The following is a 15,074-nucleotide window of genomic DNA, read 5'->3' on the forward strand; positions in this document are numbered from 1 at the left end:
AAATGAAAAATGACGCGGCGATGAAAGCCCGTTGCACGCCTCATCGTCCCGACGTATGTTGTCGGAACTCCGGGCCAGAGAATGCCCTGCGAAGAGCATTCAGTGAGATTTCCGTGGGAGTACCCGTGCGACGACTCAGATTTGCATGCCCGCCTCGGTCTCTACTCCGTACGCTCGCCGCGGCCGTGGCTCTGGCCGCGGCCGCCCTGGCCCCGATCGGCGCGACACCCGCCTCGGCCGCGACGTCCGCCGGCGTGTCGGTCGACGCCGGCCGGGCGCTGGCCTCGATACCGTCCTCCGCGTTCGGCATGAACGTGGCCGTCTACGACGGTTACATGAACGACTCCCCCGTCGCGGGCCTGCTCAAGGGCGCCGGGATCGGCGCCGTGCGCTACCCGGGCGGCTCCTATGCCGACATCTACCACTGGAAGACCAACACCGCCGACGGCGGATACGTCGCGCCGAACACCGACTTCGACTCGTACATGAGCACGGTCCGCTCGGCCGGCGCGCAGCCGATCATCATCGCGAACTACGGGTCCGGCACGCCGCAGGAGGCCGCGGACTGGGTGCGCTACGCCAACGTGACCAAGGGGTACGGCGCCAAGTACTGGGAGATCGGCAACGAGGTCTACGGCAACGGCGAGTACGGCTCCGGTTGGGAGAACGACACCCACTCCAGCAAGAGCGCGACCACGTACGCCCAGAACCTGCTGCAGTACGTCACGGCGATGAAGGCGGCCGACCCCACCATCAAGATCGGCGCGGTGCTGACCACCCCGGGAAGCTGGCCGGACGGGATCACCGGGCCGGGCGACGGCGCCGACTGGAACCACACCGTCATGTCGATCGCCGGCTCGAAGATCGACTTTGTGGTCGTGCACTGGTATCCGGGCGGCGACAGCCCCGCCGACCTGCTCACCAAGCCGCAGGCCCAGATCGGCACCATCACCGCCACGCTACGTTCACTGATCGACCAGTACGCCGGCGCGAACGCCCCCAACGTCGGCATCGCCGTCACCGAGACCAACTCCACGATCGACAAGGACACCCACCCGGCCGCGCTGTTCGCACCGGACGACTACCTGACCTGGCTGGAGAACGGCGCGTTCAACATCGACTGGTGGAACCTGCACAACGGGTCCAACGGCACCACCACCGTGAACGGCGCCACCGACTACAACGACGAAGGCGTACTGTCCAACGCCTCGGGCAGCGAACCCGCCGCGGAGACGCCGTTCGCGCCCTACTACGGCATCCAGCTGATGACCAGGCTCGGCGCGCCCGGCGACACACTCGTACGCGCGAGCAGCACCCAGCCGCTCCTGACCGTGCACGCGGTCAAACGGAGCAACGGAGACGTGGACCTGCTGTTCATCAACAAGGACCCGTCCAACGCGTACACGGCGAACCTCTCCTACAGCGGATTCACCCCGTCGTCGGCCACGCCCACCGTGTACACGTACGCGCAGAACGCCACGTCCATCACCTCCACGACCACCGGCAGCGCCACGAGCCAGACCATCCCGGCGTACTCGCTCGTCGTCGTCCAACTCCACCCGGGCGGCGGCGGGGGCGGCGGCGCCTGCCGGGTGAGCTACACGAAGAACGAGTGGCCGGGCGGTCTCACCGCCGGCATCACCGTCACCAACAACGGGACCAGCGCCGTCAACGGCTGGACACTGGCGTTCGCCTTCCCGGGCGACACGAAGGTGACCAGCGCCTGGAACGCCACGGTGACGCAGACCGGAGCGGCGGTGACCGCGAAGAACGTGTCGTACAACGGCACGATCGCCCCCGGGGCCGACGTGTCGTTCGGATTCCAGGGAACCTGGACGAGCGGCGACGCCGCCCCGACGTCCTTCACCCTCAACGGCACGACCTGCACGACCGGCTGAGCGCCGGAGGTCAGTGGCGCTCCGCCATGGTCCGGGACGCACGTCTCGCGTGGTGGCGGCCGGACGCGGGCGTTCCGACGTCCTCCAGGCCGCGGCGAATCGACGGGATGTCGAAGATACCGACGACCACGAGCGAGACTCCGGCCGCGACAAGGTAGCCGCCGACGACATCCACCGGATAGTGCACCCCGAGGTAGACCCGGGCGAACCCCACCCCGAGCGCGAACAACACGCCGAGGATCGCCACGAGCGCCCGCAGCCGCCCCCGTACGAGGAGGAACAACAGCAGCGCGACGGCCGCCGCCACGGTGGCGTGCCCGCTGGGAAAGCTCTCCTCGTTGTCCGGCGGGATCACCCACAGCCGCTGCGGCGGCCGATGTTCGGCCAGCAGGATCTTGGCGGCGAACGCGACCGCGAGCGACCCCGCCATCAGGCAAGCGGTGATCAACGCGTCCCGGCGCCGGCGCAGCAGCCACAGGCCGACCGGAACGACGACCGCGATGACCGCGCCGACCTCCGCCTGGGCGACGGCCGTGGCCCCCTTCGCGCCCAGGGTGAGTACGGCGTCCCGTATCGGCACGAGATGTTCGTCCAGCCGGATGTCGGCACGGGTGAGCGTCGGTGTCTTGGCGACGATGCCCAGCACCGCCATGAGCATGAGAAGCAGCAGCCCACCAACGATCTTCATCCGCTCCGTCACGTGCAGCCTTTCAACGATCACGCGATGTACATCGCGACTTCATGATCGCGACACGCTATCGCCTCCGTGATGGAGATGACACGCTGCGTCGGCTCCACGTCCAGAACGGCGCGTGCGACCTCGTCGCCGGGATAGTCTCGGTCGGTGTGAACGGCCGGCAGCTGTCGCGACGCGCCCCGGGAGTGGCGGGCATGCTGCTCCTGTTGTTCGTCACCGCCGGTCTGTTGCTCATGCACGGGGTTCAGTCCTCGGCGAGCCCGACCGACATCCGCGGCGTCCCGCTCATGCCGGCCACGACGACGTCCATGCCGGCCGGGCATGGCGAGCACGCCGTCGGGCACTCTTGCCCCTGCGACGGTCACCATCATCCGGGCGGGCAGATGTGCCTGGCTCTGCTGGTCCTCGGATCCCTGCTGCTGTTCGGCGCCCTGCTCGTTCGATCCGTGCCCGGCCGGACGACGCCGCCGCCGGGCGCGGCCGTCCCCGGACACGGGCACTCCGGGCGTTCGCCTCCTCCTCCGTCGATCTTCCAGCTTTCCGTGCTCCGGCTGTGACAGGCGTCTGGGCTCGTTCGAGCCACGACGCCTCGATCAACACGTCAGCAGACGGAATGAAATGGAAGAAGACGCATGAAACGCGCATGCTCCCTGCTCATCGTGCCGGTCGCCGCACTCACGCTCGCCGCCTGCGGCGGTGGCGGTGAGGGGCCCGGCCACGACATGAGCGGTCACCGCATGGCGACCGCCTCCGCGCCCGCGGCCGGGCACAACGCTCAGGACGTGATGTTCGCGCAGATGATGATTCCGCACCATCGGCAGGCGATCACCATGGCCGGGCAGGCCGCCACGAAGGCGTCCTCACCAGAGGTCAAGCGGCTCGCCGGCCGGATCGAACACGCCCAGGCCCCGGAGATCCAGAAGATGACCGGCTGGCTCCGGACCTGGGGCGCGTCGACGTCGCCGGGCGACGGCATGCACATGGGCGACGGGATGATGTCCGACCAGGACATGAAGAAGCTGGACACGTTGTCCGGTAAGGCGTTCGACAAGGCGTTCCTGCAAATGATGATCAAGCATCACCAGGGCGCCGTCGCGATGGCCCGATCCGAACAGGCCCGGGGCTCCTTCCCCGAAGCGAAGGCCATGGCCAACGACATCGTGACCTCGCAGTCCGCCGAGATCACGACGATGCGGAAGCTGCTCGGCTGACCACGGACGGATCGCTTTGGGAGGCGGCCCGCCACGGGTCGCCTCCCGCCAATCGTCCTAATCTCCGTAGGAAGCGGTGGAGAATGGAGCTCAGTGTGGCGAGCCGATGACGGAGGTGGCAGATGCCGATCGCAGGGCCTCTCGAACGCGCGATCATGGAGGCGTTGTGGGACGCCGACCGGCCGCTCCTCATCCGTGAACTGCTGGTGCCCGTCAACGCCGGCTCGCCGAAGCCGTCGGCCTACACGACGGTGCAGACCGTGGCCGACCGGCTCGTGCAGAAGGGTTTGCTGACGCGCACGCTGGACCGCAACGCCTGGCGGTACGCCCCGACGCGCAGCCGCGAAGAACATGTCGCGGGGGTCATGGCCGAGGCGCTGGCCGGTGCGCCGGACCGGGGCCCGGTCCTCGCGCGGTTCGTGGAGACGATCGACCCGCAGGACGCACACCGGCTCCTGATCGAGTTGGCGCAGCGGTCGGCTCCCTCCGGCGAGGGCCGGCGCCCGTGATCCTGCTCGGGGGGCTCGGCCTGATCGTTCTGGCGCTGGGCGCCGGCGCCGGACCGCTGCTGAGCAAAGGCGCGTGGAGCCATCGGCTGCCCAGGGCCGCCGTCTTCGCGTGGGCGGGAGCGCTGGCCGGCGCCATCGCCGCCGCCGTGGGCGTGGTCGCGGTCGTCTCGACGGGACACCGGGGCCTCGGACATCGCATCGCGGAGTGGCTGGTCAACTGCTGGCACCATCATGAGGGCGGCGACACCAGGTGGTACGCGCTCAACGCGATGGTGCTCGGCGCGACACTCACCGCGGTGTACGTGGCGGCGCGCCGCTACCGGCGTACGTTGCTGCAGCGACGCCGGCATCATGAGGCCCTCCAGTTCGTCGTCCGCGCCTCGACCGAACTGGACGATGTCTGCGTACTCGACCATCCCGTCCCGGTCGCGTACTGCGTCCCCGCGCGGACCCGGCCGATCGTGGTGAGCAGCGGCGCGCTCGACCAGTTGGCCGACGGCGAGCTCCGTGCGGTGCTCGCGCACGAACGAGCACACCTGCGCCACCGTCATCACGTCCTTCTCACGGTGGTCGACGCGCTGGCCGCCGCGCTCGCCTGGCTGCCCACCTTCCGCGACGCGCGCCGCCACCTGCCGCTGCTGCTGGAGATGACCGCGGACGAGATCGCCGCCCGACGCTGCGGTCGCCAGACCGTGGCCACGGCCCTGCGCAAGCTCGCCATCTCACCGAGCCCGGCCGGAGGCCTGGCCGCCGGCGGTTCCGATCACACACAGCTGGACCAGCGCCTCGCCAGGCTCGAGGCCTCGCCCCCGGCCGACGACGCACAGGTACGGCGCCTGACGCGGGTCACCGCGGCGACGTCCGTGGCGGTGCCGGTCCTCATCTGCGCCGCGTGGATCTCCGCGACTCCGTTGTTGTGCTGAGGCAGCACGCTCGCGGCGGATGACGTCGAACGAGTGAGACGAGTGGCATGCGAGATCACGATCTCCTACACTCCGTCAGAGTGTCGGTTCCCCCTGCTTCACAGGAAGCACAGCCGGCCCGCCGAATCCCCCCGACCAGGAGTTCACCCGTGGCGACCTCGTACTCGCGCCGCTCCGCGGGCCTGGCGGCCCTCGCGGTCACCGCCACTCTGCTCGCGCCCGTTCCCGGTGCCGACGCCGCTCCCAAGCCGTCGGTCGCCGCGACGAAGAAGAAGCTGGCGAAGCTCAACAGTCAGGTCGACAAGCTCGTCGACCGGTACGACAAGGCCAAGACCCAGCTGGACGCGGCCAAGAAACAGCTCAAGGCGCTCAACGGCCAGGTCACGGCCGAGGAACGCACGTACAAGAGCATGCACACCCGGGTGGCGCGGATCGCCGCGGCCGCCTACAAGAACGGGACCCTCGACTACACGACCTCCCTGCTGGCGGCACGGGATCCGAACACGGCGCTGAGCCAGATGTCGGCGTTCACCCAGCTGTCGAGCAGCCGCAGCCAGGAGCTCAAGGCGTTCGTCGACTCGGCCCAGCGCCTCCGTCGTGAGCAGGCCATGGCGCAGTACGCCCTCCAGGTCGTCCAGAAGCACACCGCGAGCGTCAAGAAGCAGAAGACGACCGTCGAGAAGGCGATCAGTCAGCAGAAGGAGCTCCTACGCAAAGCCGGAGTTCTCGGCGGCCCCGGGGGGCCGATCGGCGGGACGTACACCGGCCCCGCCTCCGGCCCGCCGCGCAAGGCCCTCGAATACGCCTACGCCCAGCTCGGCAAGCCCTACATCTACGGCGGCACCGGCCCGAAGGGCTATGACTGCTCCGGGCTGACCATGATGTCCTGGCGCGCCGCCGGCGTGAGCCTGCCCCGCGTCGTGCCCGACCAGTACGCCGCGACCCGCCACGTCGCCAAGTCGGACCTGCAGCCCGGCGACCTGGTCTACTTCGACGGTCTCGGCCACGAGGGCATGTACGTCGGCGGCGGCAGATTCATCCACGCCCCCCACACCGGCAGCGTCGTGAAGTTCGACAGCATGTCCAACCCCTGGTACGTCTCGCACTACGTGGGCGCCAGCCGGCCCTGACGGGTCCCGGGACCTACGGACGGCCCGGCGAGCCGGCTCGCCGGGCTTCGGCCCCGTGCCTCGGACCGCGTGGCTCCTGCCTCACCCGCCCACGGCGTCGGCGGGCACGAACACCGACACGATGATCCGGCCGTCCCCTTCACCGAGCGCGTCGAAGGTGAACTGCTCCATCGGCAGCAGGTGGGTGCCGCCGATCGTGACGGGCGTGCGCACCTCGTACACCGCCGGCCAGGGACACCGGTGATGGCATCCGAGCCGCTCCCCGTGCCGGTCGGTGGCGAAGACGATCGCGCCGCTCCGGAGCGCCGCGTCGATCTGAGCCTGGACATGAGCGGTCACCCTCGGCCGCGGATCCGCGGCCCACATCTTCTCGACCGCCGCGCGCGCCGACGGACGTGAGCGCCACTGCGCGCGCTGCCCCGGATCGGTGAGGGACCAGATGTCGATCCTCGACGGGCCGTGCGCGACGAGGGAGACCGTGGTCGCGGGATCCCGGGCGTCGAGCAGAGTCGGCATCGCGGCGACCTGCCCGAAGAGGAAGAGCATCCGCAGCGCGTACCGGAGGTAGGCAGGGGTGGATCTGGACCATGAGGGGTCATCGAGGTCCGGCTCCGCCGCGTACGCGATCGCGGCCGAGGCGCAGTCGAGTATCCACCGGAGCCGCAGCAGATCCTCTTCCTGCCTGACCGGCGACCGGGTGTAGTCGGCCAGAGTGGAGCCGCACCGTACGTGGATCGCCCGGAGCGCGGTCTCCATCGCGGTCGCCAGCGGGTAAGTACCGTCCGTCCGGTTCGGCCAGGCCGGCGGCTCGGCCGGAAGACGTACCTGCTCGTCGACTCGGTAGGAGGCGTCTCTCGCCAGCCGGCGGGCCTGGCACATCCAACGGTCGGCCGGGCCGAGGAACGCCAGGATCCGGGCCGCCGCACCGGCGCGCACGGTGCCGAGGGAGCGAACCCGCACCGCGTCGAGCAGGTGCTCCCCCACGATTTGCAGCACGTAGGCGTTCCAGACCGCCAGCAGCCGCCCCGCCACGGGGGGCGGGAACCGGTGAGGTGCCGTACGTCCACGGAGAAGTTCACGGCGCAGGCGCTCCGCCTCATCCAGCTCCCGGCGGACGAGCTGCCCCGCAGACCGGTACTCCTCGAAGGTCTGCACGGGCAGCCCGCCCTCCAGGGGCCGGACCGCACGGATCGCCGCAGCGGACGGTTTCGTGCTCACCCGGCTACTACATACCGGCCATGGCCGACGCGCGCTCCGACGGGTGAGCGTTCGCCATCACCGAGTGCATCGAGTCCCAGAACGCCAGTTCCTCGTCCTCCTCCAGGACGGAGATCTTGCCCCAGAACTCACGGTCCTCCGCTTGGACCGCCGCCTCGGCCGTGAGCGCGGGCATCACCGCCGTGCCCGTGTCCGCCTCGTCGAGTTGCGCCGGGGTGACATCGGCGGGCAGCTCGACCGGCTTGCGGTGGTGCTTTCCGTGCTTGCGGAGCTGCACGCCGGATGCGGGGACGGGGACCTTGACCCTTGCTCTGGCGATCGCCAGCGTGGCCGTGCCGAACACCACGACGGCCAGCAACCCGGTCAGCATGCCGCTCTGGTCGACCAACGGCTGCTCCGGCGCCGAGTGCGAGGTCTGCGCCACCTGCTGCTCCGATCCGGGGATCCCGACGATCTCCCGCGGCGACAGCGCCGGAGCCGAGTGCTTCGGCTGGTACTTGACCTCAGTGCCCGGTACGGGCTTGCCCTTCACCTTGACCTTGGCGGGATAGCCGAAGCCGACGACCTGACTGACATCGCGATCGGCGCGCCCGAGCTGGTCGTTGTGGTTCGCCTCGATGGTGGTGAGCTTGTCGCCGTGGACCTTCTCCACGATCCCGACGTGTTCGATGTCGCCGATGCTCTTGCCGCCCGAGAACGAGAAGAACACGATGGCGCCCGGCTCTGGCTTGTGACCCCACGCGTGGTGCTTCTGGAACCAGCTCGCGTGAGCGGGCGTGGAGGCGAACTGCCCCGCCCAATCCTCGACTCCCGCCTTGTCGGCGGCCCAGGCGAGGAACATGTCGCACCAGGGTGCGTAGTCGTAGCCGCCGCCATGGGCGACGTGCTTGCCGTACCAGTCTCCGAACTTGGTGTAGCCGCTGCCCTTCTCGCGATAACCGAGTTCGGTCCTCGCGACGTGCAGCAGCTTCTGGCCTACCGGATCCATATCTCTCCTTCACCCGCCGACCGGGTTAGCTGACGGGTTCGGGCCAGGAGAAGCCCTACCGCACACGGCGGATTCACCCCAAAGACATGGGTCCCCGGCTCCGGTGACGCTGGTGGCGCCACCGGATTAGGCGTCCGGGCTCCGCCTTCGGATGAAGGCATGCCACAGCCCGGCTACGACGCAACGTAGTAAAGACCGTAATCAAACACAACATCGGCCCCAAATGCGACAACCGTTTCAACTCCAGCTGGGCACGGATGCCCGTACACGCCGAGCCGCCAGGGCGGGCGGAGCGCGTCACCAGAGACGTGCGAGATGACATTACCTCCTACGACATGTAGGAGTAAGTTCAGCCCGTATCGGCCATGGAACGCCACACCCAGCCGGCTGCTCATCATGGCCCGGCACCGCAAGGGCCCCTGCCCGGTCGGCGAACTCGCCGACGCCGTCGGCATGGAACGCTCGGCGGTCTCACACCAGCTCCGCCACCTCCGCCACCTCGGCCTCGTCACCGGCGACCGGCAAGGACGCGGCATCGTCTACCGCCTCTACGACGAGGCGGGCCTGGTCACGTACGTCGCCGGCGGACTCGCGTGCGTGGCCGGCCACGTCCTGGCCGTGCTCGCGGGCCTGCTCGCCGGTGGTTCGGGCGGCGTCGGCCGCGGCCTCACCGACGTGTCGTGCGGCCTGCCGGGCGGTGTCGCCGGTTTCGCTCGCCAGTCGCCGCGCGGGTTCGGCCGCCACCCGCGAGATCGGCTCGGTCACCTCATGGGCACGCTCGTGTACGCGGCGGCCCGCCGTTCGCGCGGGCGGTGCGGACGGCGGCAGCGACGCCGCCACGAGCCCCACGCCGAACGCGACCACACCCGCGGCGAGAGGGTCGCCGCGCGGCCCGGGCCGCCTGGGCCGCGCTCGCGTACGGTCTCGGCGGCGTCACGCGCCGGTCCGGTGATCCCGTCTCCTGCGCCGGATTCCTGCGGGCGGGTGTCCGGCAGGCCCATGAGCCGTTCCCGGACGCCGCGTACGGCCGCGCGTGCCCGCTCCGCCTGGCGGGGGCCGGCGCGGTCGACGATGCGGTCGACGTCCGCGCCGGGACCGGCCCGGGTGTGCTCGATCTCGTTCCTCATCTCGTCGGGTGTCGTGCCCATCGCGCGTCCTCCTTCAGCGTCTCGATCGTCTGCTCGGGCTTCGGGGAGACGGTCCGCATCTGCTTTCGGCCGGTGGTGTACAGGACCGCGCCGACGATCGCCCAGACCATCGCGATGATCAGGGCGGACCATCCGTAGCCGATCAGGTGACCGAGCCCGATGACGGCCGCGGCCGACAGCAGGGCGAGCACCATGAAGCCGGCGTACCCGGCTCCTCCGTACATGCCGGCGGCCTTGCCGGCGCGGGTCGCCTCTTCCCGCAGTTCGGCCTTTGCCAGCGCCAGTTCCTGCCGCAGCAGCTTCTGCACGTCCCCGGCGGCGTCCGTGATGAGTTCGCCGAGCGACGCGTCGTCCCTGGTCGTCACCTGTTCCTCCGCCGGACCGGAGGTCGAGGCCGCCATCTCAGCGCACCTGACCGCTCGGACCGGGCGGGGGCGTCGCCTGCGCGCCGTTCTCGTACGGCGTCGCGCCGTACGAGCCGCCGACGGCCGGCACCGGGGGCGCCGGCGTATCAGGTGAGAGGCTCGCGGCGGGCGACGACGGGCTCCGGCCCGGCGTCTCGGCTGAATCCTCCGCGGAACCGGCCGAGGCCGTGGCCTTCGCCAGGCGGCCGGCCAGGAAGCCGGTCACCGCCGCACCGATCAGGAACGTCCCGGGCCTGCGCCGGGCGAACTCCCCCACACGTTCGGCGACCCCGGCGACACCGTGTTCGTCCAGGTAGCCGGCGGCCTGCCGGCCGCCCTGGGACAACCGCGTCACCGCCGTACGCACCGGCGAGCCGTCGGCGCCCGACTCGGCCATGCGGTCGAGCTCGTCCGCCCACTGCCGCAGGCCGCCCGCCGCGCGTCCGGTCCGCGAATCGAGCTCTCCGCTCAGCCGCTGCCGGGCGTCGTCCACCACGTGGCGGGCCCGCTCACCGGCTTCGCGCGGGACCTGCCGCGCCTGCTCCCCGGCGGTCTCGGCCACCTCGGCCGTGGCGGATCTCGCGTGCTCGGCCGTCTGTGCCGCCTCGTGCTGGACGGCCTCTCGCGTCTGACCTTCCGGCCCCATGGATGCCTCCCGTGCTCGTGAAGGGCCCGCCCTACCCATGCGCCCGGGTTCAACCGCGATCACCGCGATCCGTACGGCGCCCGGCCCGCGGCCTCGCACGCGTCACCGAAGCCGGTGGACTCGACGCGGCGTTCAGCGCGTGGTGGTCTCGGCGTGGGGCGCGCGGGTGAAGGCGAGGATGCTTCCCGCCACACCGATGAGGATGATCGCGATGGCGATGCTGATCCCGCCCTGGCGGTTCCAGTACACGTCCTTCAACTCGATGAGCAACGCGGCTTCGTCGACCACGAGCGCCAGCCCGATCCCGAAGGCGAGGCCCATCCACGTCCGCCAGACCGGGGTTCTCTCGACCAGTCCGCACGCGCCGACGACGATCAGCAGGAGGATTCCCCAGATGTAGTGGTGGATGTGCACACGACCGACATGGACGTTGCCCAATCCCCTCACGTGAACGTGAATCGCCCACGTCAACGCGCGCAACCCGGCGAATGTGGCGGTGAACCCCCACCAGGCGAGGATGAGACCGCGCCGCGTCGGATGGACGTGCCGCAACCGGCGTGGCCGCCGAGGCCGGTCCCGGGCCGGCCGGTCCTCCGGGGAATCCGACGCTTCACCGCTCACCCGCCGAGCGTACTTCGGCGCACACAGATCAGCTGGATCGGCTTGGGCAGGAAGCGACATACGGGAGGGCGGGTTCCCCGTGCGACGTTCGGCTGCTGCCCGTACGCGCGTCTCAGAGCCGGTTGTCGTGGAGGAAGGCGCGGAGGAGTTCGTCGTAGCGGGAGGGATCCTCCAGGAACGCCGCGTGCCGCCGGCCTTCCAGGACCGTGGGGGTCCCGCGCCACAGGGCGGCGTACGTGAGGGAGGCGATGTAGTCGTGGCCGATGAACGGATCGTCGCGCCCGTCGATGATCGCGAGCGGTAGGGGCGACTGCGCGACGAGCGCCTTCTGATCCGAGTCGTGACCCGCGCTGAAGGACGCGAACATGATGCGCCGGGCCCGCCCGTCCGTACGCCGGACGTCCTCGACCGCCCATTCCGGCGGCGGGGAGACCGTGATCTGGCCGGCGAACTCCGCCGCCTGGTCGCCCGTGATGTGCTCGACGCCCGCGTAGCTCACGGCCGGCTGGAAACCCGCGGTCAGCGTGTCCTTGTTGACCGGTGGCGTGCCCGTCACGACGAGGCCCGCCAGGCCGGAGAACCGCGGGATGAGTTCCAGGCCGATATGCCCTCCGAGCGACCAGCCCACGACGACGACTCGCTCGACGCCCAGCGCATCGAGGAATTCCGTGATCGTCGCCGCGTATCCCCGTTGGGTGTAGGCGCGTTCGGGATCCGTGGCGTCGTCGGAGTCGCCGTGGCCCAGCAGGTCGAGGGCCAGCAGCCGCCTCGGCCCGAAGTCATCGGCGAGCTGCGCGTGGAACACCTTGCGCGACGAGGAGTTCCCGTGCACGAACAGCAGCGGCGGCCCGGCGAATGAACGGCCGGGATCGGTATCCGTGTAGGCGACCCGGCCGAACCTGGTTTCGACGTATCGAGTGGCGCCCGGCGAGGACCACGATTCCTGCTCATTTCCCATGGGCGAATCATAGGAACGCCGAAGCGAACCGGAAATGCTCGCCGTCCCATGCCATGACGACGCGCTCGTGGTGGCCGGTCTCCTCTCCCGCCGGGCGGGAGAGGAGACCGGCCGTGGCACTACCGCCGGGTCAGGGTCACGGCCACGGTGGCGCCGTGACCGGGGCTGACGGTCACCGAGAACAGGTGCGTGGCGGTGTCGTAGCCGACCTGACCGGCGCTGCCGCCGGCCGCGGAGGCCGAGACCGGTGTCGGGGAGTACCCGTGCAGCGTGACCGGCCCGTCGCCGTGGGCGAACGCGACCGTGGCGTGGACCGTGCCGTTGTCCGACAGCGACCGGATCCGCTGGCTGCCCAGGGACACGAACTTGCCCGCGTCACCGAGGAAGGCGATGCCCGACCTGCCGACCGGGACCACCTGGAAGTACGACCCGTCGCGCGTCACCTGCGCGGTGTAGTCGTCGGCCGCGCCGACCACCTTGCCGGTGCCGGCGAAGTAGTCGTACAGGTACGCCTTGCCGGTGACGCCGAGATCGGCGGGCCGGAAGGTGGCGTCCTCGGTCGTCGGGACGGTGATCGCACCGGCGCTGATGCCGAGGTTGTCGATGTTCGGGCCGTTCGCACCCGTGGCGGTCGCCCGTACGGTGTGCCGGCCGGCGGAAAGGGTGACCACGACCGGCTGCGCCGACCATGTGCCCCAGTCCCCGGTCGTGTCGAACGGCTGCGTGGAGGCCGTGCCGCCGTCCACCGAGACCGCGAGGGGCCGCGGCCCGAAACCGCCGTTGGCGTACCGGAACAGCAGCGTGTACTTGCCGTCGGCCGGCACGTCGACGTTCCACTGCACGTAGTCGCCGGAGTCGTGCTGGTAGTCGGCGAAACCGCGACCGGTGTAGCCGGCGTGATCGGTGTTCACGACGGGCCCGGACAGCGTGGCGTCCTCCGCCTCATAGGTCGTGTCCGGCTTCGGCGTCGGGACGGAACGCGCGTAGGCGAAGACGTAGCCGGCGGACAGGGAGCCGTGCCGGCTGCCGGTCGTGGCCACCATGGCGCCACCCGGCTGGGCTGCGTCACGGACGTACGTGGCGTCGTCGGGGACGATCGGGGTGTCCGGCTTGACGATCGTGCCGTCCGCCTCGGCCACCTTGTTCAGGTTGGCGACGCTCTCCTTGCCGACCGCGTCGCCGACGCCGACCGGACCGGCGGACAGGTTCTGCAGCAGCAGGTTCTGCGTCTCCGTGCTCATCGCCACGTCCGCCCACGGCCACACGCCGAGCGCGCCGGCCAGGCGTGAGGCGTACAGGAACGAGTCCCACTTGGAGCGCTCGAACCGGTCGTTCGAGACCCGGGAGTTGGTGACGCTGTCGTACAGCGTGCTCTGCAGGAAGTCCTGGGGCAGCGGCATGCAGTACTGGATGTCGAGGCCGTTCGCCGCGGCGGCCTTGGCCATGTTGGTGAGGAACGCGGCGCGGTCGGTGAGGTTGAAGTCGGGCTGCGCGTTCGAGCACAGCCAGTCCTGCTCGAAGGTGTCGACCCCGGACGACTTGAGGTATCGCATCCGGTCGTTCCAGAACGCCGGGTCGGTGACCACCTTCCCGGACATCTTGTACTCCTGGTGGTACGGGCTGGACGGGTCGATCCACCGGGCGTGCGTGATCATGGGCACGCCCACGCTCTGCTGGAACGCCTTGAGCCCGTCGGGGAACAGGGTCTTGTCCGCCTCGTACCGGTACTCGCCCTCGGGGTTGTCGTCCCAGACGGCGTTCGGGCCCTTGGGGTAGAACCAGCTGTCCAGCTGGAGGTTGCCCATCGGGAGGCCCTTGGCCTTCCAGTCGTCGCGGACCGCTTTCAGCGTGCCGGCGTAGCCGAGGCTCTTGTCGTAGTTGTAGTAGTACGTGGCGCCGTTGTCGGTCCAGTAGCCGAGCTTGGCGAGTGTGTTCGTGGCGTCCTGCGACGGGCGGTGCTTGCCGGACAGGGCGGTCAGCGTTTTGCCCCAGGTGCCGTACACGTCGTTGATCCCGTGCCCGTACGCGAGCACGGTGCGCTGGGTGAACCCGGCGGGCAGGCTGCTGACCCCCGAGGAGACGCCGCTGGTCAGCGCGCCCGCGGAGTCGTACTTGGTGACCGCGGTGGTGAAGTTCGACGCGGCGGAGAGCAGGTAGCCGCTGCCGGAGGCGTCGAACGCCAGGTAGGGGCTGAAGCCCGCGTCGCCCTTGACGTCGAACTGGCGGTTGGCGAAGCAGCCGGCGAAGGTCTCGGTGTGCGGCAGCGAGGGCCGGGCCGACAGCGCCGGGAACGGGTAGGCGTTGGCCGCCGCCTGCTGGTACGTGGTGCTGAAGAGCACCACCGGACTGCCGTCGTAGGTCCGGATGCCGCTGCTCCGGGCGACGCCGCCGGCCGTGTAGTCGAAGTCGACCTCGTGGTAGGCGCCGGCGCCGTCCCGGCCCGTCACGTGCCTGACGTGGCTCACCGGGGCGCCGACCGAACCGGCGAAGTGGTAGTGCGGGGTGCCGGTGTCGATGGTGTAACCGCCGTCGGCGCCCACCGCGACCGTGGTGCCGGACGTGGGCGTCCGGGCGCCGGCCGGTGCCGAGGTGAGCGTGAGGCTCACCGGAAGGGTGAGGGCGAGCGCACCGGCGACCGCCGTGCGCCGGAGGGATCTTCGTGCGGGTCTGCTCATGGACCCTCCTCGTCGAGTCAGGGTTCTACCGCCCTCGGTGCGCGCACG

Annotated in this window: 16 protein-coding genes, 1 pseudogene and 1 riboswitch; of the genes and pseudogenes, 7 read left to right on the top strand and 10 right to left on the bottom strand. The window is 70.2% G+C overall.

Annotation, left to right across the window (positions count from 1 at the left end; genetic code table 11):
* Positions 1 to 185 precede the first annotated feature (185 nt).
* Positions 186 to 1,898: a cellulose binding domain-containing protein gene (locus ACQEV1_RS31105; RefSeq protein WP_433398150.1), complete on the top strand. Its 1,713-nt coding sequence runs from the start codon at positions 186 to 188 to the stop codon at positions 1,896 to 1,898.
* A gap of 10 nt (positions 1,899 to 1,908) precedes the next feature.
* Here the strand turns inward: ACQEV1_RS31105 and ACQEV1_RS31110 are convergent, their stop codons facing one another.
* Positions 1,909 to 2,586, bottom strand: coding sequence for a phosphatase PAP2 family protein (locus tag ACQEV1_RS31110; RefSeq protein WP_433398151.1), 678 nt, complete (start codon positions 2,584 to 2,586; stop codon positions 1,909 to 1,911).
* Between the two features lie 53 nt (positions 2,587 to 2,639).
* Here ACQEV1_RS31110 and ACQEV1_RS31115 point away from each other — a divergent pair, with 53 nt between their 5' ends.
* From ACQEV1_RS31115 to ACQEV1_RS31135, 5 genes are all read left to right on the top strand, one after another.
* Positions 2,640 to 3,152: a DUF6153 family protein gene (locus ACQEV1_RS31115; RefSeq protein WP_433398153.1), complete on the top strand. Its 513-nt coding sequence runs from the start codon at positions 2,640 to 2,642 to the stop codon at positions 3,150 to 3,152.
* A gap of 75 nt (positions 3,153 to 3,227) precedes the next feature.
* Positions 3,228 to 3,806 carry a DUF305 domain-containing protein gene (locus tag ACQEV1_RS31120; protein ID WP_433398155.1) on the top strand — a complete coding sequence of 193 codons (579 nt, stop codon included), beginning with the start codon at positions 3,228 to 3,230 and terminating at the stop codon, positions 3,804 to 3,806.
* Between the two features lie 122 nt (positions 3,807 to 3,928).
* Entirely contained in the window at positions 3,929 to 4,315 is a 387-nt protein-coding gene (locus ACQEV1_RS31125) for a BlaI/MecI/CopY family transcriptional regulator (RefSeq protein ID WP_285622667.1), read from the top strand.
* On the top strand, positions 4,312 to 5,238 hold the full coding sequence (locus ACQEV1_RS31130; protein WP_433398157.1) for a M56 family metallopeptidase: 927 nt from the start codon (positions 4,312 to 4,314) through the stop codon (positions 5,236 to 5,238). The genes ACQEV1_RS31125 and ACQEV1_RS31130 overlap by 4 nt, the downstream gene beginning before the upstream one ends.
* A gap of 149 nt (positions 5,239 to 5,387) precedes the next feature.
* Positions 5,388 to 6,368 (top strand): NlpC/P60 family protein, encoded by a 981-nt coding sequence (locus ACQEV1_RS31135; protein ID WP_433398158.1) that lies wholly within the window; start codon positions 5,388 to 5,390, stop codon positions 6,366 to 6,368.
* Between the two features lie 81 nt (positions 6,369 to 6,449).
* On the opposite strand, the gene ACQEV1_RS31140 is transcribed toward ACQEV1_RS31135, so the two are convergent.
* Together ACQEV1_RS31140 and ACQEV1_RS31145 are read right to left on the bottom strand one after the other, a co-directional pair.
* The gene (locus ACQEV1_RS31140; RefSeq protein ID WP_433398160.1) at positions 6,450 to 7,586 is read right to left on the bottom strand and encodes a hypothetical protein; all 1,137 of its coding nucleotides are present in this window, start codon (positions 7,584 to 7,586) and stop codon (positions 6,450 to 6,452) included.
* A 7-nt stretch (positions 7,587 to 7,593) separates the two neighbouring features.
* A complete protein-coding gene (locus ACQEV1_RS31145; RefSeq protein WP_285622676.1) occupies positions 7,594 to 8,574 on the bottom strand; it encodes a CHAP domain-containing protein in 981 nt (326 codons plus the stop codon).
* A riboswitch (cyclic di-AMP (ydaO/yuaA leader) is annotated at positions 8,574 to 8,717 on the bottom strand. It overlaps the preceding gene by 1 nt.
* 253 nt (positions 8,718 to 8,970) lie before the next feature.
* Here ACQEV1_RS31145 and ACQEV1_RS31150 point away from each other — a divergent pair.
* Positions 8,971 to 9,072 (top strand): annotated as a pseudogene (locus ACQEV1_RS31150) (ArsR family transcriptional regulator); the annotation flags it as partial.
* Here ACQEV1_RS31150 and ACQEV1_RS31155 read toward each other — a convergent pair.
* From ACQEV1_RS31155 to ACQEV1_RS31185, 7 genes are all read right to left on the bottom strand, one after another.
* Entirely contained in the window at positions 9,046 to 9,339 is a 294-nt protein-coding gene (locus ACQEV1_RS31155) for a hypothetical protein (RefSeq protein ID WP_433406201.1), read from the bottom strand. The pseudogene ACQEV1_RS31150 and the gene ACQEV1_RS31155 sit on opposite strands and share 27 nt — an antisense overlap.
* On the bottom strand, positions 9,336 to 9,722 hold the full coding sequence (locus ACQEV1_RS31160; protein ID WP_433406203.1) for a DUF3618 domain-containing protein: 387 nt from the start codon (positions 9,720 to 9,722) through the stop codon (positions 9,336 to 9,338). The genes ACQEV1_RS31155 and ACQEV1_RS31160 overlap by 4 nt, the downstream gene beginning before the upstream one ends.
* Positions 9,698 to 10,123 carry a phage holin family protein gene (locus ACQEV1_RS31165; RefSeq protein ID WP_433398162.1) on the bottom strand — a complete coding sequence of 142 codons (426 nt, stop codon included), beginning with the start codon at positions 10,121 to 10,123 and terminating at the stop codon, positions 9,698 to 9,700. The genes ACQEV1_RS31160 and ACQEV1_RS31165 overlap by 25 nt, the downstream gene beginning before the upstream one ends.
* A 1-nt stretch (position 10,124) precedes the next feature.
* Positions 10,125 to 10,772, bottom strand: coding sequence for a hypothetical protein (locus ACQEV1_RS31170; RefSeq protein ID WP_433398164.1), 648 nt, complete (start codon positions 10,770 to 10,772; stop codon positions 10,125 to 10,127).
* Between the two features lie 132 nt (positions 10,773 to 10,904).
* Positions 10,905 to 11,210 (bottom strand): hypothetical protein, encoded by a 306-nt coding sequence (locus ACQEV1_RS31175; RefSeq protein WP_433398166.1) that lies wholly within the window; start codon positions 11,208 to 11,210, stop codon positions 10,905 to 10,907.
* 295 nt (positions 11,211 to 11,505) lie between these two features.
* Positions 11,506 to 12,351, bottom strand: a complete 846-nt coding sequence (locus ACQEV1_RS31180) for an alpha/beta fold hydrolase (protein ID WP_433398168.1) — start codon at positions 12,349 to 12,351, stop codon at positions 11,506 to 11,508.
* A gap of 119 nt (positions 12,352 to 12,470) precedes the next feature.
* A complete protein-coding gene (locus ACQEV1_RS31185) occupies positions 12,471 to 15,026 on the bottom strand; it encodes a CBM35 domain-containing protein (RefSeq protein WP_433398169.1) in 2,556 nt (851 codons plus the stop codon).
* Positions 15,027 to 15,074: the final 48 nt, after the last annotated feature.

Origin of the sequence: Actinoallomurus sp. CA-142502 (genome assembly GCF_050936355.1) — a bacterium.
Classification (GTDB): domain Bacteria; phylum Actinomycetota; class Actinomycetes; order Streptosporangiales; family Streptosporangiaceae; genus Actinoallomurus; species Actinoallomurus iriomotensis.